The sequence below is a fragment of the Streptomyces sp. NPDC049597 genome (assembly GCF_040675505.1).
Taxonomy (GTDB): Bacteria; Actinomycetota; Actinomycetes; order Streptomycetales; family Streptomycetaceae; genus Streptomyces.
On sequence record NZ_JBFAOY010000033.1, the window covers coordinates 40,897 to 66,197 of the forward strand.

General features: G+C 72.8%; 27 protein-coding genes and 1 pseudogene. 15 read left to right on the forward strand and 13 right to left on the reverse strand.

Features of this window, described 5'->3' with window-relative positions:
- Nucleotides 1-189 precede the first annotated feature (189 nt).
- The gene (locus AB0K02_RS28425; protein ID WP_365995398.1) at nucleotides 190-519 is read left to right on the forward strand and encodes a DUF427 domain-containing protein; all 330 of its coding nucleotides are present in this window, start codon (nucleotides 190-192) and stop codon (nucleotides 517-519) included.
- Between the two features lie 25 nt (nucleotides 520-544).
- Here AB0K02_RS28425 and AB0K02_RS28430 read toward each other — a convergent pair whose 3' ends face one another.
- Nucleotides 545-904, reverse strand: a complete 360-nt coding sequence (locus tag AB0K02_RS28430) for a winged helix-turn-helix domain-containing protein (protein WP_365995399.1) — start codon at nucleotides 902-904, stop codon at nucleotides 545-547.
- A 125-nt stretch (nucleotides 905-1,029) separates the two neighbouring features.
- Here AB0K02_RS28430 and AB0K02_RS28435 point away from each other — a divergent pair, with 125 nt between their 5' ends.
- Both AB0K02_RS28435 and AB0K02_RS28440 read left to right on the forward strand, forming a co-directional pair.
- A complete protein-coding gene (locus AB0K02_RS28435; RefSeq protein ID WP_365995400.1) occupies nucleotides 1,030-2,052 on the forward strand; it encodes an STAS domain-containing protein in 1,023 nt (340 codons plus the stop codon).
- 66 nt (nucleotides 2,053-2,118) lie between these two features.
- Complete coding sequence (locus tag AB0K02_RS28440) at nucleotides 2,119-2,601, forward strand: MSMEG_6728 family protein (protein ID WP_365995401.1); 483 nt, start codon at nucleotides 2,119-2,121, stop codon at nucleotides 2,599-2,601.
- Nucleotides 2,602-2,705: 104 nt separating this feature from the next.
- On the opposite strand, the gene AB0K02_RS28445 is transcribed toward AB0K02_RS28440, so the two are convergent.
- From AB0K02_RS28445 to AB0K02_RS28455, 3 genes are all read right to left on the reverse strand, one after another.
- The gene (locus AB0K02_RS28445) at nucleotides 2,706-3,509 is read right to left on the reverse strand and encodes an MASE1 domain-containing protein (protein ID WP_365995402.1); all 804 of its coding nucleotides are present in this window, start codon (nucleotides 3,507-3,509) and stop codon (nucleotides 2,706-2,708) included.
- A gap of 65 nt (nucleotides 3,510-3,574) precedes the next feature.
- Nucleotides 3,575-3,844, reverse strand: coding sequence for a hypothetical protein (locus AB0K02_RS28450; RefSeq protein WP_365995403.1), 270 nt, complete (start codon nucleotides 3,842-3,844; stop codon nucleotides 3,575-3,577).
- Nucleotides 3,845-4,099: 255 nt separating this feature from the next.
- Nucleotides 4,100-4,561 (reverse strand): hypothetical protein, encoded by a 462-nt coding sequence (locus tag AB0K02_RS28455; RefSeq protein ID WP_365995404.1) that lies wholly within the window; start codon nucleotides 4,559-4,561, stop codon nucleotides 4,100-4,102.
- Nucleotides 4,562-4,893: 332 nt separating this feature from the next.
- Here AB0K02_RS28455 and AB0K02_RS28460 point away from each other — a divergent pair, with 332 nt between their 5' ends.
- Nucleotides 4,894-5,175, forward strand: a complete 282-nt coding sequence (locus tag AB0K02_RS28460; RefSeq protein ID WP_365995405.1) for a GlsB/YeaQ/YmgE family stress response membrane protein — start codon at nucleotides 4,894-4,896, stop codon at nucleotides 5,173-5,175.
- A gap of 78 nt (nucleotides 5,176-5,253) precedes the next feature.
- Here the strand turns inward: AB0K02_RS28460 and AB0K02_RS28465 are convergent, their stop codons facing one another.
- Entirely contained in the window at nucleotides 5,254-8,628 is a 3,375-nt protein-coding gene (locus tag AB0K02_RS28465; protein WP_365995425.1) for a pyruvate carboxylase, read from the reverse strand.
- A 951-nt stretch (nucleotides 8,629-9,579) separates the two neighbouring features.
- On the opposite strand from AB0K02_RS28465, the gene AB0K02_RS28470 reads away from it, so the two are divergent.
- The 4 genes from AB0K02_RS28470 to AB0K02_RS28485 all read left to right on the forward strand — a co-directional run bounded on the left by AB0K02_RS28470 (nucleotide 9,580) and on the right by AB0K02_RS28485 (nucleotide 12,118).
- Nucleotides 9,580-9,834, forward strand: coding sequence for a WhiB family transcriptional regulator (locus AB0K02_RS28470; RefSeq protein WP_365995406.1), 255 nt, complete (start codon nucleotides 9,580-9,582; stop codon nucleotides 9,832-9,834).
- A gap of 76 nt (nucleotides 9,835-9,910) precedes the next feature.
- Entirely contained in the window at nucleotides 9,911-10,483 is a 573-nt protein-coding gene (locus tag AB0K02_RS28475; RefSeq protein WP_365995407.1) for a dienelactone hydrolase family protein, read from the forward strand.
- 196 nt (nucleotides 10,484-10,679) lie between these two features.
- Nucleotides 10,680-11,273 (forward strand): DinB family protein, encoded by a 594-nt coding sequence (locus tag AB0K02_RS28480; protein WP_365995408.1) that lies wholly within the window; start codon nucleotides 10,680-10,682, stop codon nucleotides 11,271-11,273.
- Between the two features lie 536 nt (nucleotides 11,274-11,809).
- A complete protein-coding gene (locus tag AB0K02_RS28485; RefSeq protein ID WP_365995409.1) occupies nucleotides 11,810-12,118 on the forward strand; it encodes a hypothetical protein in 309 nt (102 codons plus the stop codon).
- Between the two features lie 33 nt (nucleotides 12,119-12,151).
- Here the strand turns inward: AB0K02_RS28485 and pip are convergent, their stop codons facing one another.
- The 4 genes from pip to AB0K02_RS28505 all read right to left on the reverse strand — a co-directional run bounded on the left by pip (nucleotide 12,152) and on the right by AB0K02_RS28505 (nucleotide 15,251).
- Nucleotides 12,152-13,117, reverse strand: coding sequence for a prolyl aminopeptidase (gene pip, locus AB0K02_RS28490; RefSeq protein ID WP_365995410.1), 966 nt, complete (start codon nucleotides 13,115-13,117; stop codon nucleotides 12,152-12,154).
- Between the two features lie 142 nt (nucleotides 13,118-13,259).
- Nucleotides 13,260-13,448: a hypothetical protein gene (locus AB0K02_RS28495; protein WP_365995411.1), complete on the reverse strand. Its 189-nt coding sequence runs from the start codon at nucleotides 13,446-13,448 to the stop codon at nucleotides 13,260-13,262.
- Nucleotides 13,449-13,573: 125 nt separating this feature from the next.
- Nucleotides 13,574-14,635 (reverse strand): alpha/beta hydrolase, encoded by a 1,062-nt coding sequence (locus AB0K02_RS28500; RefSeq protein ID WP_365995412.1) that lies wholly within the window; start codon nucleotides 14,633-14,635, stop codon nucleotides 13,574-13,576.
- 280 nt (nucleotides 14,636-14,915) lie between these two features.
- Complete coding sequence (locus tag AB0K02_RS28505; RefSeq protein ID WP_365995413.1) at nucleotides 14,916-15,251, reverse strand: hypothetical protein; 336 nt, start codon at nucleotides 15,249-15,251, stop codon at nucleotides 14,916-14,918.
- Between the two features lie 274 nt (nucleotides 15,252-15,525).
- Here AB0K02_RS28505 and AB0K02_RS28510 point away from each other — a divergent pair, with 274 nt between their 5' ends.
- A complete protein-coding gene (locus AB0K02_RS28510) occupies nucleotides 15,526-16,755 on the forward strand; it encodes a hypothetical protein (protein ID WP_365995414.1) in 1,230 nt (409 codons plus the stop codon).
- Nucleotides 16,756-16,866: 111 nt separating this feature from the next.
- On the opposite strand, the gene AB0K02_RS28515 is transcribed toward AB0K02_RS28510, so the two are convergent.
- Entirely contained in the window at nucleotides 16,867-17,076 is a 210-nt protein-coding gene (locus tag AB0K02_RS28515) for a 4-hydroxythreonine-4-phosphate dehydrogenase PdxA (RefSeq protein ID WP_365995415.1), read from the reverse strand.
- A 7-nt stretch (nucleotides 17,077-17,083) separates the two neighbouring features.
- Here AB0K02_RS28515 and AB0K02_RS28520 point away from each other — a divergent pair, with 7 nt between their 5' ends.
- Together AB0K02_RS28520 and AB0K02_RS28525 are read left to right on the forward strand one after the other, a co-directional pair.
- Nucleotides 17,084-17,626 (forward strand): triose-phosphate isomerase family protein, encoded by a 543-nt coding sequence (locus AB0K02_RS28520; protein ID WP_365995416.1) that lies wholly within the window; start codon nucleotides 17,084-17,086, stop codon nucleotides 17,624-17,626.
- A gap of 111 nt (nucleotides 17,627-17,737) precedes the next feature.
- The gene (locus AB0K02_RS28525; RefSeq protein ID WP_365995417.1) at nucleotides 17,738-18,598 is read left to right on the forward strand and encodes an SDR family NAD(P)-dependent oxidoreductase; all 861 of its coding nucleotides are present in this window, start codon (nucleotides 17,738-17,740) and stop codon (nucleotides 18,596-18,598) included.
- Nucleotides 18,599-19,053: 455 nt separating this feature from the next.
- Here the strand turns inward: AB0K02_RS28525 and AB0K02_RS28530 are convergent.
- Together AB0K02_RS28530 and AB0K02_RS28535 are read right to left on the reverse strand one after the other, a co-directional pair.
- Nucleotides 19,054-19,890: pseudogene (locus AB0K02_RS28530) on the reverse strand (C45 family peptidase); the annotation flags it as partial.
- The gene (locus AB0K02_RS28535) at nucleotides 19,887-20,054 is read right to left on the reverse strand and encodes a hypothetical protein (protein WP_365995418.1); all 168 of its coding nucleotides are present in this window, start codon (nucleotides 20,052-20,054) and stop codon (nucleotides 19,887-19,889) included. The pseudogene AB0K02_RS28530 and the gene AB0K02_RS28535, both read right to left, overlap by 4 nt.
- Before the next feature lie 261 nt (nucleotides 20,055-20,315).
- Between AB0K02_RS28535 and AB0K02_RS28540 the strand changes: the two genes are divergently transcribed.
- Nucleotides 20,316-21,938, forward strand: coding sequence for an amidohydrolase (locus tag AB0K02_RS28540; protein WP_365995419.1), 1,623 nt, complete (start codon nucleotides 20,316-20,318; stop codon nucleotides 21,936-21,938).
- 156 nt (nucleotides 21,939-22,094) lie between these two features.
- On the opposite strand, the gene AB0K02_RS28545 is transcribed toward AB0K02_RS28540, so the two are convergent.
- The gene (locus AB0K02_RS28545) at nucleotides 22,095-22,613 is read right to left on the reverse strand and encodes an N-acetyltransferase family protein (protein WP_365995420.1); all 519 of its coding nucleotides are present in this window, start codon (nucleotides 22,611-22,613) and stop codon (nucleotides 22,095-22,097) included.
- Here AB0K02_RS28545 and AB0K02_RS28550 point away from each other — a divergent pair.
- The 3 genes from AB0K02_RS28550 to AB0K02_RS28560 all read left to right on the forward strand — a co-directional run bounded on the left by AB0K02_RS28550 (nucleotide 22,612) and on the right by AB0K02_RS28560 (nucleotide 25,181).
- A complete protein-coding gene (locus tag AB0K02_RS28550; protein ID WP_365995421.1) occupies nucleotides 22,612-23,244 on the forward strand; it encodes an XRE family transcriptional regulator in 633 nt (210 codons plus the stop codon). The two genes, AB0K02_RS28545 and AB0K02_RS28550, sit on opposite strands and share 2 nt — an antisense overlap.
- Entirely contained in the window at nucleotides 23,241-24,479 is a 1,239-nt protein-coding gene (locus AB0K02_RS28555) for an MFS transporter (RefSeq protein WP_365995422.1), read from the forward strand. Before AB0K02_RS28550 ends, AB0K02_RS28555 begins: the two co-directional genes overlap by 4 nt.
- 252 nt (nucleotides 24,480-24,731) lie before the next feature.
- Nucleotides 24,732-25,181: an SRPBCC family protein gene (locus AB0K02_RS28560; RefSeq protein WP_365995423.1), complete on the forward strand. Its 450-nt coding sequence runs from the start codon at nucleotides 24,732-24,734 to the stop codon at nucleotides 25,179-25,181.
- Nucleotides 25,182-25,301 lie beyond the last annotated feature (120 nt).

A 25,301-nucleotide genomic window follows, 5' to 3' on the forward strand; every position in this document is an offset into this window, starting at 1 on the left:
AGTCGTGCGACCAACGCGTAGTGCCGGTCGGCAGGAACGACACCACGTCGGCGGGCACCTCACCGGGGCGCGGCGTATGCGTCGTCGCGGTCGCCGCCCCGCCGGGAACACCTGTGGCCTCACCGAGGTTGGAATGCGACGTCCCCCCACAGCACCGCCGTTCGGTACCGTCCAGCCGAAGGAGAGCACATGTCGCCGGGTCACCGCATCACGATCGAGCAGGGCACGCAGCACGTCCGGGTGGTGCACGACGGTACGGTCCTGGCCGAGAGCCGCCGCCCGCTGCTCCTTCGCGAGACCGGCCTGCCGGTGCGCTACTACCTGCCGCCCGACGACGTGAGGACCGAGCTGCTGACGCCGTCGGACTCGCGCACCCACTGCCCGTACAAGGGGGACGCCTCCTACTGGTCGCGGCCGGGGGCGGCCGATCTCGTCTGGGCGTACCTCGACCCCAAGCCCGATGTCGCCGCGATCAAGGGGCACTTCTGCTTCTACGACACCGAGGTCGTGACCGGCTGACGCCCGCAGGCCGCCGGCGCCGGCGTCAGTCGGCCCTTCGGTCCCGCTCGCCCCGCTCCTCGTCGCCGGTGCGGTGGGGCGAGGGAGCGGGCGCGTCCGTCAGCAGTTCCAGGAGCGGGGCGATCGGCCGGTCGCCCTCCGCGGGATGGCGGAACGTGCCTCCGGCGTCGATCTGGTACCTGTTCCGCCTGCCCTCACGTGTGCGGGTCAGGTAGCCGCCCTGCTCGAGGTCGGAGAGCAGCGCCTGCACGGTCCGTTCGGTGAGGTCGAGGGACGAGGCCAGGTCGCGGATGCGGATCCAGGGGTTGCGGGCGATCGCCGTGAGGACACGGGTGTGATTGGTGACGAAGGTCCAGGTACTGCGTGAGGGGCCGGACGTGTCCATGCGTCGATCGTACGACCTCCCATGCATGAATCCAAAAACCGGAAATACGTTTCAGGTATCTTGACGGCCGTGCGGGCGCGTCCGAGCATGGGAGTGCAGATGCTCCGTCCGGAGAGGAACTGCGCATGACCACTCGGGACGGTTCCCGCTTCGCGGTGACCGTGACAGGCAGCGGACGAGGCCGCTCCCTCGCCACCGTCACGGGCGAGGTCGGTTCCGAGGCCGCCGACACGTTCCGCCAGACGCTGACCGCCGCGCTGGACGCCGGCTCCGGGCTCGATGTCGATCTCAGCGGCGTCTCCTCCTGCGACGCCTCCGCGGTGCACGTGCTCACGGAGGCGCTCGGGCGCGCCCGGGACGCCGGACGGACGCTCGCCCTGGTCGCCGTGTCGCCGTCGGTCGCCGGCCAGCTGGAACTGCGCGGCGCCCTGGACCTGTTGGAGCAACGGGCTCCGCAGGACGAGACCGACAGCGGCCCCGACGACCTGGTCGCCGCGGTGTGCGACGCCCTGGCCGCCGAGGGGTTCGACATCTGCGCGCCCGACCGGACGGACACCTCGGGCCTCACCGTACGGCCGGGCCCGGACGGCATCGTCGTGAGCTGGGCCGGTCCCCTCGACCTGCGCGCCCGCGGCGAGTTGGCGCGCGGCCACCGGCGTGAGGGGCCGCCCCGGCTGGAGGGCATACTCCGCGCGCTGCACACCGCGGTGACCGCGGCGCTCACGCACGCCGGGTTCGTGGTGGAGGACGAGCCGGGGCAGAGACGGATCGTCGTCACCGGCCGCAGGGAGACCGTCGGCCGCTCCGGCCCGGCCGACCATGCGCGGGCTGCGTCCGACGGCAGCCACGGGACGCCCGGGAACGACGGCGACGCAGCCACCGTCCTCGGCCGGGTCAGGGACGCCGTCGGCACCGACGCCGTGATCGCCGAAGCGAGCCACTTCATCGCGGCCACGTCGAAGCTGGACACGGCCGACGGGCGGGCCGCCCTCGTCGAGGCGGCCCGCCGCATGGACGCACCCGTGCCCGATGTGGCGGAACTCGTCATCCGCTGGGCCGCGACGGGCGAGATCCCCGCGGAGCTGCGCGAGGCGCTCCGGCACGTTGCCGTGCCTCCCGTCGACGGGTCCCCCGGGGCGCCTGTGTGAGGCCGAAAGGCCGCTCCTGCGGACGCCCGTTCCTCCACCGGCCGCGGCCGGGGGTATGACGACGCCATGCAGACATTCCTGCCCTTCGCGGACTTCGCGGCATCAGCGGCGTCGCTCGACCCCCGCCGGCTCGGCAAACAGCGGGTCGAGGCACTGCAGATCCTCCGCGGCCTGACCGTGCCGGGATACGCCTGGCGCAGGCATCCGGCGGTCCGCATGTGGGCCGGATACGAGGAGGCGCTCGTACGGTACGGGCTGGAGGTGTGCGACGTCTGGACGTCCGCGGGGCGTGCGGACACGTGCGCCCTCACGCTGGTGCACGACTTCCGGGCCTGGCTGCCCGGCGCCTCGGTGCGGTCCCAGGAAGGGCTGGCCTCGGACGGGGATCTCCCGCCCTGGCTGGGAACACCGGCGTTCCACCGCAGCCACCAGGCGGCCCTGCTGCGCAAGGACCCGGACTTCTACGCAGGCCGCTTCCCCGGAGTGCCGCCGGACCTGCCGTACGTGTGGCCGAAGTCGGACCGCGATCCGGACCCGGGACGGGGATGAGACCGTGCCCGGGCACACGCCCCGGTTCACGGGAGCCCGCCCGGTCCGTCCCCGCGCTGCTCACCGGCGACGCGCACGCGAGGCGTCGCACACCACGGGGGAGATCAACGCCCGGGTGATGGCCTGCGACGCGCCGATGGGGGCGGCACGGCCGACGACGGGGGCCGGCGGGGCGGGAACTCGTACGACTCGGGGCGCGGCTCCATCTCGGCCACCATGTCGGCGAACCGTGCGCAGACCTGTTTGATCTCCTCGTGCGTCCTGTTGCGCTCGGTGATGACGGCTGCGAGGAGGAGCGCGGTGAGCGCCGTCGTGCCGTTGAACGCCTGGAGCGTGACCATGCTGGCGAACAGGTCCTGACCGGCGAACGGCCCGATGCCACTGGCCGCGGCCACAATCCCCGTCGTGGACACCACGAGCGCGCAGGGCGCGGCGCCGGCCAGCTGGAAGCGGAAGGCCGCCCAGATCAGCACGGGGAAGACGAGGAAGAGCAGGGTCGAGTGCGGTGTGCGCGTGGCCAGACTCGTGACGAAGAGCGTCGCGCCCGCCAGCGCCACGCCCTCGGCCCATCGGCCGGGCCGTGTCCGCAGCGGCCACCGGGCTCCGCGCAGCACGAGCAGGAAGGGCGCGACGACAAGGATCCCCATCGCATCGCCGGTCCACCACACCGACCAGGTCGACCAGAAGTCGCCCGGCTCCAGCGCCCCGGAGACGACCAGTGCGCCGCTGCCGATCGTCGAACTGATCAGCATCCCGGCGAGAGCGCCGAGGAAGACCAGGGCCAGTACGTCGCGCAGGCGGTCCAGCTCGAGCCGGAACCGGGCTCTGCGAGGAGGTGTTGCGCGCTGTCGGGCGGGTCGGGGCGATGTCGTGGCATCACAGCTCCGGGTGCTCCCGCGGTTTCTCACCTCACCCTAGCCCCGGCCCCGCCGACGCTCTCGACGGACGCGGGGGGGCCGCGGCGGCCCGGCCGTCACGGGCTGTCACCCTCCCAGTCGAACCGCTGGGGATCACCGGGACGCGGCCCGTACAGGGCCCGCCCGCCTGGTCCGTAGCGGCCCAGTTCGGTGGTCAGCGCCGCGCCTTGCCGGAGCCGCTCGGCCGTCCATCCGGTGACGTCCAGGAACAGGCCGGCCGGCGGACCGCCGACCAGGTCGACGTACGCGCGCCCGGGCCGCCTGCCGGGGTCGGGATCGTCGTGGTCGGCCCCGTAGACCCGCCCTCGCATGATCTGCTCGTCCATGCCGGAAGCTTCTCAGCCGCCACTGACAGAGCGAGGTGCCGAGCCTCCGGGGCGGCTGCGCGGCCGGGCGAGATCCGGTGCATCACTCCCCCGCCTCGTCCGTGATCCGACGTTCCGTGATCCGACGTACCGGGACGGGCATGGCCCAGGGATCCGGCGCCCGGCGGCGGGAGCTGGCCTCCGGTGCGACGGGGGACACCGGCCCCCCGCCGGTCCGGACCGACGCGAGGACGCCCGTCGTGCGCGCGACGGCGGTCAGATCCGGCCGCGGGCCAGACGCGTCAACGGGCCGGTCGGGGGCTTCGCCGTGGAGCGTCCCAGGGCGAAGGCGGCGCCGGCGACACCCGCGACGCCCGCCGCCGCCCCGGCGGCGATCGCCTTCCTGTGCTTGACGGCCTCCCAGGCCGTACCGGCGGCACTGGCGGCCTGGGCGGCATTGGCGGTCACCGCCTGCTGCCCGGTCTGGAGCCCCGCGGCGGCGGCACGCCCCACACGCCTGGTGGCTTCGCCGGCCGCGCGCACGGTGTTCGAAGCGGACTTCCTGGCGTCCTGGGCCGCGGACTCGGCTCCGGCAGCGGCGGTCTTCGCCTCGGACCCGGCCTGCTTGCCGGTGTCTGCGGCGGTCTGCTTCCCGTGGGAGGCCGCGGACCGGGTGCCGGTGGCCTTCCCGGCCTTCGCGGTGCCGGAGTTCCTGGAGCCGTTGCCTTCAGCGGTCATGACGTTCTCCTTGCCTGTCAGTTGCCTGTCAGGGACGAGCCCCCGGGGAAGATCCCTCACCGGACGCTCGTCCGCACTGCATGACGCCGGTTCGCCTGCCCGTACGAACCGGACGTATGCGTGACGTCGCAGCGTGCCGGATCCGGGCGGGAAGCCGGTGCCACTTCGGTGCGAGGCCTGATCCGCGCCCGGGTGACGGACCCTCAGCCACCGGAGCGCCGTCATCGACGTCGAAGCGCCGTATGCCGGCCGACGAATGCCCGACGACGAATCGTCACGACATGTGCGGGTACCCGAGGCGAAGGCCGCGACGTCGAAGGAGGCCATCGGCCATGGACATCTCCGGACTCTTCACCGCTCTCGTCATCGGCACGACGATCGGCCTGCTGGGACGGCTCGTTCTGCCGGGCCGTCAGCACATCGGGGTCCTGTGGACGCTCGTCGTCGGTACGGCCGCCGCTCTCGTCGGCTCGCTGGTAGCGTCCGCGCTCGGTGTCGCCGACACGCGAGGGATCGACTGGCTCGAATGCCTCGTCCAGGTCGCCCTGGCAGCGCTCGGAGTGGCCGCGCTCGACCGTGCGTTGGCGGGAAGCGCACGCCGCCGCGTGAGGTGACGTGCGCTTCCCGCACGGCTGCCGGCACGGCTGCGGGAGAGGCCGCCCGCGCACCGGTGACGACCGCCGGCGGACGGCTTACGCGATCTCGACGAGGAGGTCGCCGCCCTCCACCTGCTGGATGCGGTTGATGGCCAGCCTGGTCACCCTTCCGCCCTTGGGGGCGGTGATCGCCGCCTCCATCTTCATCGCCTCGATGGTGGCCACCGTGCCACCGGCCTCCACCTCGTCGCCCTCGGCGACCGCGAGCGTCACCACGCCGGCGAACGGCGCGGCGACATGCCCCCGGTTGCCCCTGTCGGCCTTCTCGGTCACCGGTACGTCGGCTGCCGCAGCGGTGTCCCGTACCTGGATCGGCCGCAGTTGGCCGTTCAGCGTGGACATCACGGTGCGCATGCCCCGTTCGTCGGCTTCGCCGATGGCCTCCAGCTCGATGAGCAGCCGCACGCCCGGTCCGAGGTCGACGGCGTACTCCTTCCCGGGGCGCAGCCCGTAGAAGAAGTCCTTGCTGTCGAGCACGCTGGTGTCGCCGTAGGTCTGCCGGTGTGTCTCGAATTCCTTCGCCGGCCCGGGGAACAGCAGCCGGTTGAGCGTCGTCCGCCGGTCCTTGTCGAGGCCGGTGCGGTCCTCCGCGGTCAGCTCCCGCACCGGCTTGGGCTCGGCGCGGCCCTCCAGCGCCTTGCTGCGGAACGGCTCGGGCCAGCCGCCGGGCGGGTTGCCCAACTCGCCGCGCAGAAAGCCGATGACCGAGTCCGGGATGTCGAACCTGCCGGGATCCGCCTCGAAGTCCTCCGGGGAGACGGCGGCCCCCACGAGGTGCAGCGCCAGATCGCCGACCACCTTCGAGGAGGGGGTGACCTTCACCAGTCTGCCGAGCATCCTGTCCGCGGCGGCGTACATCGCCTCGACCTCCTCGAAGCGGTCGCCGAGTCCGAGCGCGATCGCCTGGGTGCGGAGGTTGGAGAGCTGGCCGCCGGGGATCTCGTGGTGGTACACGCGCCCGGTCGGCGAGGCGAGACCGGCCTCGAACGGTGCGTAGATCCTGCGGACGCTCTCCCAGTACGGCTCCAGGTCTCCGACCGCCTGGAGGTCGAGTCCGGTCGGCCGCTCGGTGTGGTCGGTCGCGGCGACGATCGCCGACAGCGACGGCTGCGAGGTGGTGCCCGCCATGGAGGCCACGGCCCCGTCCACGGCGTCCGCACCGGCCTGGACCGCCGCGAGGTAGGTGGCGAGCTGCCCGCCCGCGGTGTCGTGGGTGTGCAGGTGGACCGGCAGGTCGAACTCCCTGCGCAGCGCGGACACCAGCGTGGCGGCCGCCGGGGCGCGGAGCAGCCCGGCCATGTCCTTGACGGCCAGGACGTGGGCGCCGGCGGCCACGATCTCCTCGGCCAGCCGGAGGTAGTAGTCCAGGGTGTAGAGCCGCTCCGACGGATCGGACAGGTCGGCGGTGTAGCACAGCGCGACCTCCGCGACCGCCGACCCGGTCTCGCGCACGGCGTCGATGGCGGGTCGCATCTGTCCGACGTCGTTGAGCGCGTCGAAGATCCGGAAGATGTCGATTCCCGTGGCGGCCGCCTCCTGCACGAAGGCGTCCGTCACCTCGGTCGGGTACGGGGTGTAGCCCACGGTGTTACGGCCCCGCAGCAGCATCTGGAGGCAGATGTTCGGTACGGCTTCGCGCAGCGCGGCCAGGCGTTCCCAGGGGTCCTCCGCGAGGAAGCGCAGGGCCACGTCGTAGGTGGCGCCGCCCCAGCACTCCAGGGACAGCAGCTGCGGCAGGGTGCGCGCCACCACGGGGGCGACGGCGAGCATGTCCTTGGTGCGGACCCGGGTGGCGAGCAGCGACTGGTGGGCGTCCCGGAAGGTGGTGTCGGTGACGCCGATGGTCGGTGACTCGCGCAGCATGCGTGCGAAGCCCTCCGGGCCGAGCGCGGTGAGCTGCTGGCGGGAGCCGGCCGGCGGCTCGGTGGCGGGCAGCTGTGGCAGCTTGGTGGCCGGCGGGATCAGGTCGGGCCGGGGTCCGTGGGGCTTGTTCACCGTGACGTCGGCGAGGTAGGTGAGCAGCTTCGTACCGCGGTCGGCGGAGTGGCGCGCGGTGAGCAGGTGCGGCCGCTGCTCGATGAAGGAGGTCGTGACGTGCCCGGCCCGGAAGTCCGGGTCGTCGAGCACGGCTTGCAGGAACGGGATGTTCGTGGACACGCCCCTGATGCGGAACTCGGCCACCGCACGCCGTGCCCGGCTGACCGCCGTCCTGAAGTCCCTTCCCCGGCAGGTCAGTTTGACCAGCATCGAGTCGAAGTGGGCGCTGACCTCCGTACCGGCGTGTGTGGTGCCGCCGTCGAGGCGGATGCCCGAGCCGCCCGGCGAGCGGTACGCGCTGATCATGCCGGTGTCCGGGCGGAAGCCGTTGGCCGGGTCCTCGGTGGTGATCCGGCACTGCAGCGCGGCACCGCGCAGGACGACGGCCTCCTGCGTCAGGCCGAGGTCGGCCAGCGTCTCGCCGGCGGCGATGCGCAGCTGCGCCTGCACCAGGTCGACGTCGGTGACCTCCTCGGTCACCGTATGCTCGACCTGGATGCGCGGGTTCATCTCGATGAAGACGTGGTTGCCGTCGCGGTCGAGGAGGAATTCCACGGTGCCCGCGTTGCGGTAGCCGATCCGGCGGGCGAACTTGACGGCGTCGTCGCAGATCCGCTCGCGCAGCGCCGGGTCGAGGTTGGGAGCGGGCGCGAGTTCGATCACCTTCTGGTGGCGGCGCTGCACCGAGCAGTCGCGTTCGAAGAGGTGGATGACGCCGCCCTGCCCGTCGGCGAGGATCTGCACCTCGATGTGCCGGGGGTCGACGACGGCCTTCTCCAGGAAGACAGTGGGGTCGCCGAACGCGGACGCGGCCTCGCGGGCCGCCGCCTCGATGGCCTCACGCAGCGTCGAGGGGTCCTCGACGCGCCGCATGCCGCGACCGCCGCCGCCGGCGACCGCCTTGACGAACACCGGGAAGCCGATGTCCTGTGCGGCCGCGACCAGCGCGTCCACGTCGGTGGAGGGCTCCGACGAGCCGAGCACGGGCACACCGGCCTCGCGTGCGGCGGCCACGGCACGCGCCTTGTTCCCGGTCAGCTCCAGGGTCCGCATGTCCGGGCCCACGAACGTGATGCCCGCCTCCTCGCAGGCACGCGCGAGTTCCGGGTTCTCGGACAGGAACCCGTACCCGGGGTAGACGGCGTCCGCACCCGCCAGACGTGCCGCCCGGATGATCTCCTCCACGGACAGATAGGCCCGCACCGGGTGTCCCGGCTCGCCGATCTCGTACGCCTCGTCGGCCTTCAGCCGGTGCAGCGAGTTGCGGTCCTCGTGCGGGAAGACGGCGACCGTGCGCGCGCCCAGTTCGTAACCGGCGCGGAACGCGCGAATCGCGATCTCCCCACGGTTGGCGACCAGCACCTTGCGGAACATTCCCGATCCCTTCAGCCTGCCGGTGACGTACACCATGGTGTCGGCGCCGTCTCTGCCGTGCCACACGGGTCCGGGCCGCTCACACGGACCACGCCGGGCGGGACGCCCGAACGCTCGACCCGGCCGCCACGTTACGGGTGGGACGGGGGTTTTCTGAAGGCCAGTCTCGTCGGGTGGACGTCATGGGGCCGTGAACGGCTCGTCGGCCGGCGTACGACGGTGCTCCCTCCTGCCTGCCCGGCCACGCCGCCCAGCGTCTGCCCACTCCGCAGGTCCGCGCCTCAGCCGGCCCGCAGGTCCGCGCCTCAGCCGGCGCCCCCGGGGCCCGCCCGTCCGGTCCTCGTCCCTCGCTCGCGGTGACGCTCCGGGCGCCGCTTCCTCGTCCCGCTCGACGGCGGAGAGCTTCTCCGGGTGGGTGACGAGGAAGACGTCGCAGGCCTGGTCGCCCTCCGGTGTCAGGCCGTGGCCCCCGCTCCCCGTCGTGGCCCGCCTCTCGCCGGGGACAGGGAACGTCACACCCGGCGCCCCTCGGACCCTCCGGAGAGCACGACCGTCGTGACGACCCGGCCTGCCGCCACCGGTGCCAGGGCCAGGTCCACCACCGCAGGAAGGACAGCACGTGAAGCTCGTCGTCGCAGGCGCTCGGAAAGTCGTGAGCGGGCGCCGCAGGGGCGACGGCAGCGGCACAGGGCCCCGCCGCGACGGGGGAACGCGGCGGGGCCCTGCGCTGTCATCTACCCCACCGCCGCCGCCCCACACCCCCTGGCGTTCATCTCCTGGGCATCGGCGTCAAGTTCCTTTCTCCCGACCGCAGTTCAAGGCTGTGGGCGGCGTCACCTCCACGCCACCGAGGCGTGCTCCGCGTGTTTCGCGGGCCGATCGGCCGGTCACCCGCAACAGGAGGCGCGGCGAGAAGCGCCGCGCCAAGCGATCCCGAAGGGAGAGACGCACGTGCTGAACTGGCGTGAGTACGCGGCATGCAGGAACGAGGATCCCGATCTGTTCTTCCCCATCGGCACCGGCGCGTCGGCCCTCGTGCAGGCGGAAGCGGCCAAACAGGTCTGTGCGCGGTGCCCGGTCCGGGAGCAGTGCCTCGCGTGGGCCATGGAGAACAACCAGGAGTCCGGCGTCTGGGGCGGGCTGAACGAGGACGAGCGCCGTTCCCTCAAGCGCCGGTCCCGCCGGCGCGACCGGCACGCGGCGTGAACGGGCCGGCCCGTACGAGCACGTGTTCTAAGCTCGTGGGTCACCGCTGCGGTCGGCGCCATGGAGGTAGAGCGACGTGACGGATGTGGTCCTCTTTCACCACGCCCAGGGCCTGACTCCAGGGGTCCTCGGCTTCGCCGAGGAACTCCGGGGCGCCGGACACACTGTGCACGCGCCGGACCTGTACGACGGCCACACGTTCGGCACACTGAAGGCCGGTCTGGCCCACCTGTCGGAGATCGGCGTCGAGGAGATCCTGACGCGCGGCACCCGTGCCGTCGCGGAACTGCCGGCCGCCGTCGTGTTCGTCGGGTTCTCCCTCGGCGTGGTGAGCGCGCAGAAACTGGCCCAGACGCGCCCCGGCGCCCGTGGCGCGGTGCTCGTCTCGGCGTGCGTTCCCACCTCGTACTTCGGGCCCTGGCCCGCCGGAGTCCCGGCACGTGTCCACGCCATGGAGGCGGACCCGGTCTTCCGCGACGAAGGCGACGCCGAGGCGGCCCGCGCGCTCGTCGACGAGGTGCCCGACGCCGAGCTGCACCTCTATCCGGGCGAGCAGCACAACTTCGCCGACAGTTCGCTGTCGTCCTACGACGCGCAGGCCGCCGCACTGCTGCTCCAGCGCACCCTGGCCTTCCTCGACGGGAGATGAGCGGGCGCGTCTCCTCGGCGCTGCTCCGTTTGACGCTGCCGACGCGTTCCACGGTGGCCGTCGCGATCACGTACGCGACGCGCGGCCGCCCGGCGGTGTCCCCACGATCTCCGTCAGGCCGACTGCCGACCGGCGGGGGGCTGTCGCCGGTGGGAAAGACGGTGGACATGGCTCAGGCGAGCGGCAGACTGGCCCCATGACCGCATCCGATCCCAAGCGCGACCTCCACTTCTACCTGCAGTCCGCCCGCGACGCCCTGCTCTGGAAGCTCGAAGGACTCTCGGAGTACGACATCCGCCGCCCCATGACGCCGACCGGCACCAACCTCCTGGGCATGGTGAAACACGCGGCCGGCGTGGAACTGGGCTATCTCGGGGACACCTTCGGCCGGCCGTCCGGCGAGCCGCTGCCCTGGCACGAAGAGGGCGCCGAGCCCAATGCGGAGATGTGGGCCACCGCCGCCGAGTCACGCGAGTACACAGTGGGGCTCTACCACCGGGCGTGGGCGCACGCGGACGCGACGATCGACGCGCTGGCCCTGGACACGATCGGCAGAGTGCCGTGGTGGCCCAGCGGCAGGGACGAGGTGACGTTGCACCATGCCGTGGTGCGCGTGATCGCCGACACGCACCGGCACGCCGGGCACGCCGACATCATCCGGGAACGACTGGATGGCGCCGTGGGGATGAACAAGGGCAACGACAGCATGCCGCCGGGTGACTCGGCGTGGTGGGCGAGTTATCGGGACCGAGTGGAGCGCGCGGCTCGCGAAGCGAGCCGAGACGCGTAGGACGCGCCGGGCATCACCATGCCCGGCGCGGTCGCGCCCATGACCGTGCGCATCACAGCTGAACGTCTGCCCGTTCGCGGGCGAGCGCGCCCGCGGTCACGGCCCGGCGCAGCGGGAGTTCCACGTCACCGTAGTCATGGGTGTTGACTCAGTTCACACCTCATGATCTTATTGCCCCGGCTTACATCAGCACGGATATCGGGCTCGCACCCGCAAGGAAGAGTCATGGGCATATGGATTTCCACAGGTCTCTTCGCCCTTCTCGAGTGGGGTCTCGAGGTCTCACGGATCGGGGGCGTGGCCCTCTGCCTGTGCGGCGTTGCTCTGTTCCTCCGGCACGGCGTGGCTGTGCGCAGACGTCAGATGCGGGAAGGATCGCCGAGAACGGTCCCGTGGGCGGCGTTGACAACCACCGGTATCGGGCTGCTCGCACTCGCCCTGGCCTCTGTGGCGCTCTTCGTCGGGGAACGTACGGGCGTCTTCACCGCCTGACCGGACCGGTTGCACCAGCCCACCACGAACCCGCAGGAGCGGCCATGCGGCCCCGGAGAAGTCCCCGCACGACCAGAATCGAGATTCCCCCCGCCCCCACCGACCTGTGGCCACTGCGGTTCGGCCTCCTCTCCCTGGTCGGCTGGTGCTGCGCACTTGCGTCCTACCCTCTCGGGGGATTCCTCCTGGCCTTCCTTCTGCCTTTCGCCTCCCTCACCGCGGTCCTCGGCGGCGCGGGCGTCCTGTGGCGGCTGCGCGGCACGGCGAACTCCCGCCGCTCGCCGCTCATCGGCATGGCTCTCGGGCTCCTGGGGCTCTGGATCGCCTGGTATCACTTCGTCATCTGGATGTAGCCCCCCGAGGCCGGCGGTTCGCGGGCCGGCCTCTCAGCGCGCCGGCTGCGCGAACCGCTCCAACGCCCCGTACATCGCCGTACGCATCGCGGCACTGCCCAGGTGTCCGGAGTCCTCGACGACCACCAGTTCCGCGCCGGGCCAGGCGCGCGCGAGTTCCCAGGCCGTGTCGAGCGGCCCGCTCATGTCGAGGCGGCCGTGGATCAGGACGCCGGGGATGCCCGCCAGACGCCCGGCGTCCCGGATGAGCCTGCCTTCCTCCAGCCACGCCCCGTGGGCGAAGTAGTGCGAACAGATCCGTACGAACGCCAGCCTGGCCTGGGACGGCCTGTCGCCGTACGGGTTGGGCCGGCCCTGGGGCTCGGCCGAGACGACCGCGTCCTCCCAGGCGCACCAGTCCACCGCCGCCTTGGCCCGCACATCCGGATCGGGCCTCTCCATGAGGCGCGCGTACGCCCCGACGAGGTCGCCGTCACGGTCGGCCTCGGGAACTCCGTTCCTGAAGCGCTGCCACGCCTCGGGGAAGAACCGGCCCACGCCCCGGTAGAGCCAGTCGATCTCGTAACGGCGGGTGCTGGTCACGGCGACGAGGACGATCTCCGACACCCGCTCGGGATACCTCTCGGCGTACGCGAGACTGAGCGTGGACCCCCACGAGCCGCCGAAGAGCAACCACCGCTCGACGCCCAGGTGTTCACGCAGCCGCTCCATGTCGGCGATCAGGTGCTCGGTGGTGTTGAGCCCCATGTCCGTGGCGGGGTCGCTCGCGTGGGGTGTGCTGCGGCCGCAGCCGCGCTGGTCGAAGAGGATGATCCGGTAGCGCTCGGGGTCGAACGACCTGCGCGAGCCCTCCGAGCAGCCCGAACCGGGTCCGCCGTGGACGACGAGGGCGGGCTTGCCCGCCGGGTTGCCGCACACTTCCCAGTGGACGAGGTTCCCGTCGCCGGTGTCGAGCATCCCGCGGTCGTGGGGTTCGATCGGAGGGTAGGGCGCGGCCATGGCGTGGCTCTCCTTCGTCTCGTGCGTCGACAGGCACAAGCCGGCCACCCTACAAGCCGGTCACTGCCCGACGGTACGGAGATTGCCGCGTCGCCCGCCGGGCGCGGAGCGGCGGGCGCCGGGGCACCGACTCCGCCCGCGCTCAGACGCCGAGTTCGGCGGCGAGACAGGAGAAGGACATCCACGACCCCTCGGGGTCGTACCGCGTCGGGCCCTTCGGCGCAGCCGCCTTCTCCCCCACCATGTCCTCTTGGCGTATGCGCTCGGGCAACGTGCCGAACCGCGCTCGGCGTGCCGCCGCGGCACTGTCCGTGGTGTGTTGGCTTTCCATGGTCCAAGTCCCTTCGGTCTCTGGCGGAACGGGCCCTCCGGCGGATTGGTTACCCTTGTGACGGTGGCCAGGAGCGGGGAGGTGCCGTCGCCCGGAGTGAGGCGTGCGGGCCGATCGGTGCTTCGTCAGAAACGGTCCACGTCGATGACGGCCTGGGCGAAGTCGGCGGGCGCCTCCTGCGGCAGGTTGTGGCCGATCCCCGTCAGGGTTCGGTGCTCGTACCTGCCCGTGAACCTCTCCCGGTACGAGGCCCCGTTGCCCGGAGCGGTGAAGGGATCACGCTCGGCGTCGAGGGTGATGGTGGGCACCTCGATGACCGGCCGCGTGGCGAGCCGCTTCTCGAGCCCGTCGTAGCGGCGCTCCCCGTCGGCGAGGCTCAGCCGCCAGCGGTAGTTGTGGATGACGACAGCCGCGTAGTCGGGGTTGTCGAAGGCTGCCGCGGTGCGCTCGAACGTGGCGTCGTCGAAGGCCCACGTCGGGGAGACGGTGTCCCATACGAGCCTGGTCAGGTCATGGCGCAGGGACTTGTCCTCCATGGCGAGCCGGCCGCGCTCGGTGGAGAAGTAGTACTGGTACCACCAGGCGTGTTCGGCTCCAGGGGCCAGCGGCTTCAGGTTGGCCTGGAGGTTGGTGATGAGGTATCCGCCCACCGACACGAGGGCCTTGCAGCGTTCGGGCCAGAGTGCGGCGATGATGTCGGCGGTGCGCGAGCCCCAGTCGAAGCCGGCCAGAACGGCCCTGTCGATCTTCAGGGCGTCCATCAGGGCGACGACGTCGAGGGCAATGGCCGACTGCTGGGCGTTGCGGAAGGTCCGGTCGGAGAGAAAGCGCGTCGTGCCGTGGCCGCGCAGATACGGCACGATCACCCGATAGCCCTGCTCGGCCAGCAGGGGGGCGACGTCGACGTAGCTGTGGATGTCGTACGGCCAGCCGTGCAGGCAGATGACCGCGGGGCCGTGGGCGGGGCCCAGTTCGGCGTAGCCGACGTTCAGCAGGCCGGCCCTGATGTGCTTCAGCTGCGGAAAGGTGGTGTGTGCGCCGGGGGTGACCGTGGGAACGGTCGACGCCGCGGGTGCGCTCCGGGGGGCGGCGGACGCGGTCTGCGAGCCCTGCAGGCCGGTCAGCGAAACGGCGGCCGCGGCCGTGCCCAGCCCCAGGGTCCTGCTGAAGTCACGCCTGTTGATCATCTGAATCCCTCCGTGCGTCCACGTGCACCGGCTTGCGCATGGATGACTGTTCCACGAACGTCGTCACCTGTCAAACCGGTGACGCACATGCGTGGCCCTGAAGTCACCCCACACAAACCCGGGCGGAGAGGCCTACTTGAGTGCGCTGACTTCACAATCATCACCGTACGGAAAGGTGATTAGCGAAGCCGCAAGGACGAAGGGGCCGGATCACGGAGGATGATCCGGTCCCCGAACGCCCTGGTCCGCCCGCTGTCCGGCGCGGACGCCCGCCCGCCCGTCACAGGGACCGGGTGATCCACCGCTGGAGTGCGGCGTGGGTGGTGTCGTCCAGCGTGCACAGCGCCTCGATCGCCGCCAGATCGCCGGGAAGCGGCGCGATGCCCGCGGTGGTCAGTGCGGCGTGCAGGTCCAGGCGACGCCGGTCCGCGGGCTCCAGCGGCAGGGGGACGCGCCGGCCGGGGTCGGGGGCGGGCAGCACGTAGTCGCCGGACTCCAGGCCGTCGTAGGAGATGTGCGCCGCCCCGGGGTCGTCGACGAGGGCTCCGGGGAAGCGGTAGGTGTCGAACGCCGAGTTCGCGACCGGGGCGATGATGGATGCCTGTCCGCTGTTCATGCGTACCTCCTCGGTTGTCGTGCAACTGATGAGGTGGACTGCCGGGCCGGTCCGCGCAGTTGCGGCACGGGCCGCTTACCACCCGAATGACCCCTATGGCATCTCGTCCGATGAGAGACCTGGTCGCCGCCGCCTGGTGCACCGGGGGTGGCCTGCGCGTCGTCGTCACGCCCGGCCGCGTCTCGGGGAGGGCGGCGGCAGGGGAACGAATGACTGCTAGAATGTGGGCAGTTGGCCTTCGGCGCGGCGGTGCACGCGTCCGGAGGCTTTTTTCATGCCCTCTGACTCCTCCGCTGCCATGTCGCCCTCCGTGCCCACCACCGGCTGTCGCGAGCTGCTTCGCAACAGCGAGTTCACCGGCCTCTGCTCCGGCTTCGCCTTGTCGGTCGCCGCGAGCTCCGTGTCGGGCCTCGCGCTCGGCACCCTGGTCGACCACGAGACGGGCTCGCCCTTCCTGACGGCCGTCAGCATGTACGGCGCCACCTTCGCGACGGTGCTCGGAGCGCTGACCCTGATGTCGGTCGCGGACGGGCGGCGGCCGCGCCGGACCGTCGTCGCGCTCCAGTTCGCCTCGGTCGCGGGCGTCGCCGCGCAGGCGGTCCCGGGCCTGCCACTGGGCGTCCGGTTCGGAGTGCTGCTGGTGCTGGGGTTCTTCCAGTCACTGGCGACCGGCACACGGCTGGGGCTGATCGCCGAGGTCGTGCCATTCTCCGCGTACGCCCCGGCCCGTTCGCTCATGAACATCACCTCCGGCGGCACGGCGATCCTCGGCCACGCGCTCGGAGCCGTGCTGCTGCGGCACCTCGACCCGCAAGGACTCTTCACCGTCGCCGCGGTCCTGAACGGTCTCGGGCTCGCCGTGGTGGCGGCCACCGTCAGGGAGCGCTCGATCCGTTGCACCAGGCGACCCGGGCTGCGTCGTACCCGGAAGACGAACGTCGCGCTCTTCTCCCACGCCGGCCGGCGGGCGCTCCTGCTGAACCTGTGGGTCCCCAACGGGCTCATCGTCGGCTGCGAGGCCCTGTTCATCTCCTACGACCCGGGCAGCGCCGGACCCCTCCTGGCCGCCGGAGCGGCAGGCATGCTGCTCGGGGACCTGACCGTGGGCCGCCTCCTCACCGCCGACCGGCGACGCCGCTGCGCCTTCCCCCTGCGGCTGCTGCTCGCCGCCCCGTTCCTGCTGTTCGTGACGTATCCGCCGGTGCTGGTGGGGGCAGCGGCGGTGTTCGCCGCCGGCGTCGGCTTCGCCGCCACGCTGCCTCTGCAGGAGCGGCTCCTCGAGCTGACGCCCGGCCCGGTCCGCGGCCAGGTCCAGGGCGTCGAGTCGGCGGGCCGGATGACCTGCCAGGGGCTCGGTGCGGCGATCGCCGGAGGCGTCGCCCACCACGTCGCCCCCGGCACCGCGATCACCGCCCTCGCCGCTGTGTCGCTGGCGGTCACCGTCGTGTCGCGCCCGTTCGTGGCCCGCGCCCGCACCGCCGGTGCCGAGCGGGCGGGCGCGTGAACAGCGCGGGGTGCACGGCGCCCGGAGGGGGCGTCTCGCGGACGGCTCCCGTCCGCGGCACCGTTCGGGCCTCATCCGCGCGCCGCCCCGCGTCCATGGCGCCGTTCGGGCTCACCCGCGCGCCGCCCCGCGCCCGCCGATACGGACCGCGAGATCGAAGGCGTTCTGGATCGAACCGGTGGCGGCCACGCCCTTGCCGACGACATCGAAGGCCGTGCCGTGGGCCGGGGTGCAGATGGGCACCGGCAGGCCGCCGGCGATGGTCACACCCCCGTCGAAGCCCGTCAGCTTCCTCGCGATCCGCCCTTGGTCGTGATACATCGTCAGGATGCCGTCGAAGTCACGCGCCTTGGCCCGCAAGGAAGATCGTGTCGGACGGGAACGGGCCCGTCATGTCGATGTCTTCGCCCGCCAGGTCGCCGATCGCCGGGCCGATGATGTCCAGTTCGTGACGGTCGCGGCCACGCCGCGGCACGGACTGACGCCGCTGGTGTGCTGCGGCGAGAGCGCCGAGGTGTTCGCGCGGGGCGGCTCGGTCGAGCACGTGCTGGCACAGGTGGCCGCCGCCTTCGACGGCCTGGCCGACACCTCACGCGCGCTGATCGCCTACGAGCCGGCGTGGGCGATCGGCGAGCACGGCCGTGAGCCGCGGCCGGACGAGACGGCCGCCGTACACAAGGCGCCGGCCGCCGAGTGGGGCGGGCGGGTCGCGGGCATCCTCTACGGCGGTTCCGTCAACCCCGGCAACGCGGCCCGGCTGCTCGACGTGCCCGGCGCCGACGGCCTGTTCGTGGGCCGCGCCGCCTGGGACGTGGAGGGCTTTCTCGCGGTGCTCGACATCGGACGACGGCACGCCGGGACGGCCGCATGACCGCTCCCGGCCCCCGTGCGCCCGGGGCGCCGGGCGGCCGTGCCTGGTGGTGGCGACACCAGGTTCAGCACACACTCCCTGCACCGCACCGCGCCTGTCACGATCACGGCCATGAACCCACGCACCGTCCTGATCACCGGCGCGACCCAGGGGCTGGGCCGCGGCATCGCACTCCGCCTCGCCGCTCAGGGTCACACCGTCCTGCTCCACGGCCGCGACCGCGCCCGCCTCGACGCCGTCGCGGCCGAGATACGCAGCACCACCCCCGACGCCCCCGACGCCCCCGACGCCCCCGTCCGCACCTACCACGCGGACCTGTCCGACCTCGACCAAGTGCGCGCGATGGCCACCCAAGTGCGGGAGCGGGAGCCCCGGCTCGACGCCCTGGTCAACAACGCGGTGGCCGGCGGCGGGGTCGAGCCCCTGCGGCGCGAGGTGAGCAGGCAGGGGCACGAGCTGCGCTTCGCCGTGAACCACCTCGCCCCGTACGCTCTCACCCGCGAACTGCTGCCGCTGCTCACCGCGTCGGCGCCCGCCCGCGTGGTGAACGTGGCCTCGATCGGCCAGGAGGCCGTCGACTTCGACGACGTGATGCTGGAGCACGGGTACGAGGGGCTGCGCGCCTACTGCCGCAGCAAGCTCGCGATGATCATGGCGACCTTCGAGCTGGCGGCCGAACTCGCGGGCACGGGCGTCACCGTGAACGCCCTTCACCCAGCGCACCTGATGGACACCGAGGGCGTCCGCGCGTACGGCCTCACGCCGGTGACCGGCGTCGAGGAAGGTGTGGGGCCAACCGTCCGTCTGATCACCGACCCGGCCCTGGAATCCACGACCGGCCGCTACTTCGACCAGTTCACGGACGCCCGCGCGCACGAGCAGGCGTACGACGCCTCGGCCCGACGCCGCCTCATGGAGCTGACGCGCGCTCTGGTCGGACAGTCCGTGCCCGACGGCGTAGTGAGCACCTGAGGCCGCCGGGGGCTCGGTGTTCCCGTGCGGCCACGCCGGCCACGCTCGCTCGCCCGGTGATGGGGAAGGGGGCGCGACGGCGACCCGCACGAGATGCGGCGGGCGGCACCGCGTGTACCGCCGGACCCGACCGGGCGCGTCACCGCCGGAACACACTGGCGAGCCGACCGCGGCGGCACCGCGGACCGGCTGCTTCCGGTGTCGGCCGGCTCAGGGCATCGGCGCGGTGACCGATGCCCAGGCCGACGGCCGCGCCGAGCAGGGACCGCCCTCGTGCACCAGGAGCCGCCGCTCTGCCGGGTCCACCGCGACGGTGGCCAGCGTCGCCCAGCGGGTGCCCATCTCTCCTCCCTCCGGGGCGTGGCAGCACACCTCGGCGCCGTCGCCGCGGTGGGCGGTGAGCAGTCCGGCGAGTCGTCGCGGCCGAGCGGGCCCGGACGGCCGCGCACCCGGGCCGTGAGCAGGCGGTGCCGGTCGTAGGTCTCCGGCTCGCGCCGCCCGCGCAGTTCACCGGCGGCGAGGGCGGGGGCGAGGAAGTGGTTGGTGCGCACGAGCCACTCTCCGTCGTCCGGTGCGATCACCGCGGAGCCCGCCGGGCTCGTCTCGACGGATGCCGCGCGGTCGGCGGTCACGACGGTCATGACCGTGGAGGCGGACACCGGGGCTCCGGCGAGGATGCCGACAGCCTCGTCGAACGAGCCTGCCGTGCCGAGGACGTGGCGGGCGACGAGGTGGACGGGTACGCCGGTGGCCGCGTCGTCCTGGTGACCGAGGATGTTGAAGAGCACGCCCACTCCGGCGTCGTTGACGCCGATCTTCGCCAGGATGCCGTACTCGGTGACGCCCGCGAAGTTCCGGGTGCCGCCGCTGACGGTCTGGATGTGCCAGGCGTGGGCGAGTTCCTCGTGCCAGTCCCAGCACTGGCCGCCGGTGGTCCGGACGCCGGTGCGGACCAGCGTGGAGCACTCGCCCGCGCGGGTGGCGCCCGCCTCGGCGAGGATCTCGGTGCGTGCGTTGAGCGCGGCGATCGTCCAGAACGGCACTCCGGCGCCCTCGGCCGCCCCTTCCATCTCCTCGACCGGCTCCGGCGCCCACGCGCGGGCCGCTTGGGCCGTGCGACCGGCGATCGCCGGAAGGTCGAGCGTCCGGCCGCTCCGCGCCGCGACGGTCTCGAAGAGCGTCGCGTAGACGCGCCACGCGCGGGCGATTCCGTCGCGTGCTCGGCGGCCGCGTTCGTAGCCGCGCTTCCACGGGCTCTCCCCGGCTATCCGCAGGGCCGTACGGCCGCTCATGCCTCCGCCCTCGCGGCGAGCACGGTGCGGTCGTTGCGCATCAGGACGGCGTAGACGAGGGCGGAGACGGTCATTCCGGCGGGCAGGGAGAGGTCCAACCCTCCCAGGGCGGCGGCGATCGGGCCGGTGTAGAGGGTGTTGACGCACAGGGCGGCCGCGGTCACGCCCGCCATGAGACCGGCGACGCCTGCCCAGTTGACGCCTGCGGTGTACAGACGGGACCGGACACCGGGTCCAACCGCTCGCCCAGGCCGCGGCGGCCGTGTGCGGCCACCGACCTGAACAGGACAGGGGCGCCGAGCCCGCCACTCGCTCCGGCCGGCATCGTCCCCGGCCGGGGCAGCCGGTGGGCACGGATTCGTACACCGCGCGCTCCGGCGCCCCCGACCACCCCTCTCCCCCATCCCTTCCTTCGAGGAGCCGCTGTGCGCACCCCTCTCGTCCTGCTCTCCGCCCGCCTGCTCGACCCGGTCACCGGCGAGTTCCTGCCGGAGACCGCCCTGGCCGTGTCCGGCGGGCGGATCTCCGCCCTGGGCGACGACCGCCGGATACGGGCGCTCGTGGACTCCTCGACGACGGTGGTCGACCTCAAGGGCGCCGTGGTGACCCCCGGTCTGGTCGACGGGCACCTCCACCCCGTCTCGGGCGCGGAGTTGACGCACGGCCTCGATCTGTCGGGCTGCGCCGACCTGGCCGCGGTGCGCGAGGCGCTGACCGGCGCTGTGCGGAGCCTCGCCCCCGGCGCATGGCTGCACGGCTGGGGCCTGGACCCCAACGTCTTCGGGGACAGGCCCGTCGAAGCCGCCGCCCTGGCACCCGTGCTGGACGGCGTCCCGGCGCTCCTCCAACTCTTCGACGCCCACTCCGTGCTGGCGAGCCCTCGCGCCCTCGAACTCGCCGGCGTCGACGGACCGCGGACCTTCGACCAGGCCGCCGAGGTCGTCTGCGACGACAAGGGCCGCCCCACGGGCCTGCTCCTGGAGGACGCCGCCTGCGAACTCGTCGAGCGGGCCGCCCCGCAGCCGACGCGCGAGGAGCGCCGCGCCCGGTTCGCCGCCGCCCTGCGCGGCATGGCCGCCGCCGGCCTCACGGGCGGCCACGCCATGGACGCCAACGGCGACAGCGTCGCCCTCTACTCCGACCTGGACGCGGCCGGAGAGCTGCCGCTGCGGCTGCGGGTCGCGCCCTGGTGCCGGCCCGGCACCGACGCCGACGGCCTGCGCGCGCTCATCGAGCGGCAGGGCACCGGCGGTGCGCTGTGGCGGACGGACGGAGTCAAGCTGTTCATGGACGGCACCATCGACAACGGCACCGCCTGGCTGGAGCGCCCCGACTGCCACGGCGAGTCCACGCACGCCTTCTGGCCGGAGCCCGGGGCCTACACCGCCGCCGTGGGCGCGTTCCACCGGGCCGGCGTGCCCACTGCCACGCACGCCATCGGTGACGCCGCCGTACGGCATGCCCTCGACGCGGTCGAGAAGGCGAGGACCGCCCAGGAACCCGGGCCACGGCACCGGATCGAACACATCGAGACCGTGCCCGACGACACTCTGGGCCGCTTCGCCGAGCTCGGCGTCATCGCGTCCATGCAGCCCACCCATTGCTGCGACTTCACCCGCGCCGACCACACCGACAACTGGTCGCGCCGCCTCGGCGAGGAACGCGCCTCGCGCGCATGGCGCTGCCGCGACCTGCGGGACTCCGGCGCCACCGTGGTCCTGGGCTCCGACTGGCCGATCGCGCCCTACCCGCCGCTGGGCGTCATGGCGGGCGCCCGGCACCGGCGGCCGAGCCGCGACCTCACCCAGCCCCCGCACGGTCCGGAGCAGGCACTGACCGCGCTGGAGGCCCTCCAGGGCATGACCGTCGACGCCGCCTACGCGGCGGGCGAGGAGCACGAGGCCGGCCGGATCGCCGTGGGCTTCCGCGCCGACCTGACGGTCCTCGCCGACGACCCGCTCACCACCGCCGCCACGGAACTGCCGGACCTCCCCGTCCTCCTCACGGTGCTCGACGGCCGTCCCACGCACCGCGACGCGAGTCTGTGACGCGCTCCACCGGGTGACCGCAGGTTCCCGTGGCGGGGCCGCCGTCCGCGAACGGCGGCCCCGCCGCGCGTCACGCACCCGACCTGCCGGCCGGCCACGGCCACGGCCGAAGCAGCCGGCAGACGGTCAGGCCAGGTCAGGTCAGGTCAGGTCAGGTCAGGTCAGGGGCAGCCTCATGATCGTCAGATCCAGCCACCGCCCGAACTTGAGGCCCGCCTCCCGCACCGTGCCGACGTGCTCGAACCCGAAGCGCTCGTGCAGCCGGACCGACGCGATGTTGCCCGCCTCGATGTCCGCGACGACGGTGTGGTGCCCGGCCCCACGCGCCGACGAGATGAGCGCTGCCAGCAACGCCGAGCCGACACCCAGCCCGTGCCGGTCCTCGCGCACGTAGACCGAGTCCTCGACCGTGTGCCGGAAACCCTCCAGGTCCCGCCACGGGGCGTAGACCGCGAAGCCGGCGACCTCGCCGCCGGCCTCGGCGACGAAGGCCGAGCGGCGGGCCAGGTGCGCGGCGAGCCAGGCGGCGCCCTCGTCAGGCGTCTGCTTCGTCTCCGTCCACAGGGCGGTCGAGTGCTCGATCGCGTGGTTGCGGATGGCGAGCACGGGGTCCAGGTCGCCGTGGGTCGCCAGGCGGACCGTCACCGCTCCGCGCTTCTCGTATATTGGAACCATGTCCAACATAGTAGATCCTCTGGTCGGGCAGATCGCCGCACGCGTCCGCACCGAGCGGGAGCGGCGCCGGTGGACGCTGGCGCAGCTCGCCGACGCCTCGGGCGTCTCCCGCGCCATGATCCACCGGATCGAGCGCGGCGAAAGCAGCCCCACCGCCGTCGTGCTGGGGAAACTCTCCGCCGCCTTCCAGCTCAGCGTCTCCTCCCTGTTCGCCCTCGCCGAAGGCTCGACCGGCGACGGCACCGCCGACGGCGAGGGCGCCGGGCCCGGCGGGCACGGCACGGGGACGGGCCCGGGAGTGCGCCGGAAGGCCGACGCCGCTCAATGGCGCGATCCGGCGACCGGCTACCGCCGACGCCAGATCACCGGGCCGCACTTCCCGGCCGAGATCGCGGAGATCGATCTGCCCGCCGGTGCCCGGGTGCCGTATCCGGCCGCCGCGTTCGCCTTCGTCCGCCAGGTCGTCTGGGTGCTCGACGGCCGCCTGACCTTCCACGAAGGCGACACGGTGCACGAACTGGTGGCGGGCGACACCATCGAGCTGGGCGATCCCCTCCCGCGCGTCTTCGCCAACACCAGCGACGCCGCGTGCCGTTACGCCGTCGTCCTCGCCCGGGGCGAGAGGCCGTGACCCTCTCCCGCGGCGGCACGTTCCTCCTCGCCTGCACGGCCGGTACGGCGATCGCGAACAACTACGCCGTCCAGCCCGCGCTCACCGACATCGCCGCGCATCTCGGCGTTCCCCTCGCCGTGATCGGTCTCGTGCCGACGGCCGCGCTCATCGGCTGCATGTGCGGATTCGCCCTGCTGCTCCCCCTCACGGACCACGTGGCCCCCAACCGCCTGATCGCCGGACAGCTCACACTCCTGGCCGCCGCTCTCCTGCTGGCGGCGACCTCCCGGGGCGCGGCCGTCCTCCTCGTCGCCTACCTGCTCGTCGGGGCGGCGGCGGGCGTGGCGGCGCAGGCGGGCAGCATCGCCGGCCGCCATGCACCGCCCGGGCGCCGCGCCACCGATGTCGCCGTCGTGGCCGCCGGAATGTCGGCCGGCATCCTGCTCAGCCGGCTGGCCGGGGGGACGCTCGCCGACCTCCTCGGGTGGCGGCGCATGCTGTGCGTCTTCGCCGCCCTCGCCCTGCTGGGCGCCCTGTGCACCGCGACGCTCCTCCCCCGGCAGCGGCCGTCGTCCGGCCACGGCTACCTCACCACGCTCCGGTCGCTTCCCCCACTGCTGCGCGGGTACCCGCAACTGCGCCGCGCGGTGGCCGCCGGCGGCCTGTGGTACTTCGCCTTCAACCTCGTCTGGGTCACTCTCACCCTCGCCCTCGCCCAGCCGCCCCACTCGCTCGCCCCGTCCGAGATCGGGCTCTACAGCCTGGCCGGACTGCTCGGCTTCGCCGTCCTTCCGCTGACCGGACGGCTCACCGACCGCCGCACGGCCCGCACCGTGATCACCGCCGGCCTGCTGGCCGCGTCCGCCGGAGCCGCCCTGCTCGCCACCGGGCTCGGCACCCCCCTGGTCACGGGGCTCGGCCTCGCCCTCTTCGACGCCGGGTGCTTCGCCGCGCAGGCGGCCAACCAGAGCCGGATCATCGCCATCGATCCCGAGCGCAGCGGCAGCCTCAGCAGCGTCTACCTGGTGCTGTACTTCATCACCGGAGCCCTCGGCACCGCCCTCGCAGCGCCGGTGCTCGAAGCCCTCGGCTGGCGCGGCTCGACCCTCCTCGCCTGCGCCGCCCTGCTCCTCGCCACCCTTGTCGCCCGTCGTGAGCGGCCGGCGCTCACCCGGCGGCCTCCCGGCGCATCGCGGGAGGCGATCGGACCCGGGTCTCCTGCGGCCGGCTCTCGGCCGGACTCCCGTAGCTGAAAGGCGCGTTGGGCTCCGGCGGACGCCGATGCCGCGCGACGCTCCGGTCCGGCGACCGGAGGATTCCCGTACGACTCCGTCACCGTGCCGGGCCACGCGCCGGCTGAAACGACGGGGCAGTGGCGGGCCCGCCTCGGGGAGGGCGGAGGCATACCGCCCGTCGCCTCGGGTACCCGGGGCGTCGTGGAACCCACGCCCGTGGCATCCCCGACGCCGCGGGCGTACCAAGTCACCACGGAAGGACGGCATTCGATGTCGAAGGTCGAGCAGTCGATCGAGGTCGATGTACCGGTCAGCACGGCCTACAACCAATGGACCCAGTTCGAGAGCTTCCCTCGCTTCATGGAGGGTGTCGAGAGGATCGAGCAGCGGACCGACACGCTCACCCACTGGGTGACCGAGATCGCGGGCGTGAAGCGGGAGTTCGACGCACGGATCACCGAGCAGATCCCGGACGAACGAGTGGCGTGGACCACCGTCGACGGCGAGGTGCGGCAGGCCGGTGTGGTCACGTTCCACCGTCTCGACGACGCGCGCACGAAGGTGATGCTGCAGATGGACTTCGACCCGGCGGGAGTCGCGGAGAACGTCGGCGACAAGCTGGGGTTCGTCAGGCACCGGACGTCGGGCGACCTCAGCCGCTTCAAGCAGTTCATCGAGTCCCGCGGCGTGGCCGACGGGGCATGGCGCGGCACGGTCTGACGTCCCGGGGGCCGTGCCCCTGCGAGAGCGTCGTATGACGAGGTGTGCCATCACCCCTGATCAGGCCGAAGGGCTGCTGGACGCGCTGGTCGAGGAGATGGAAGACCGCTTCGACTTGCT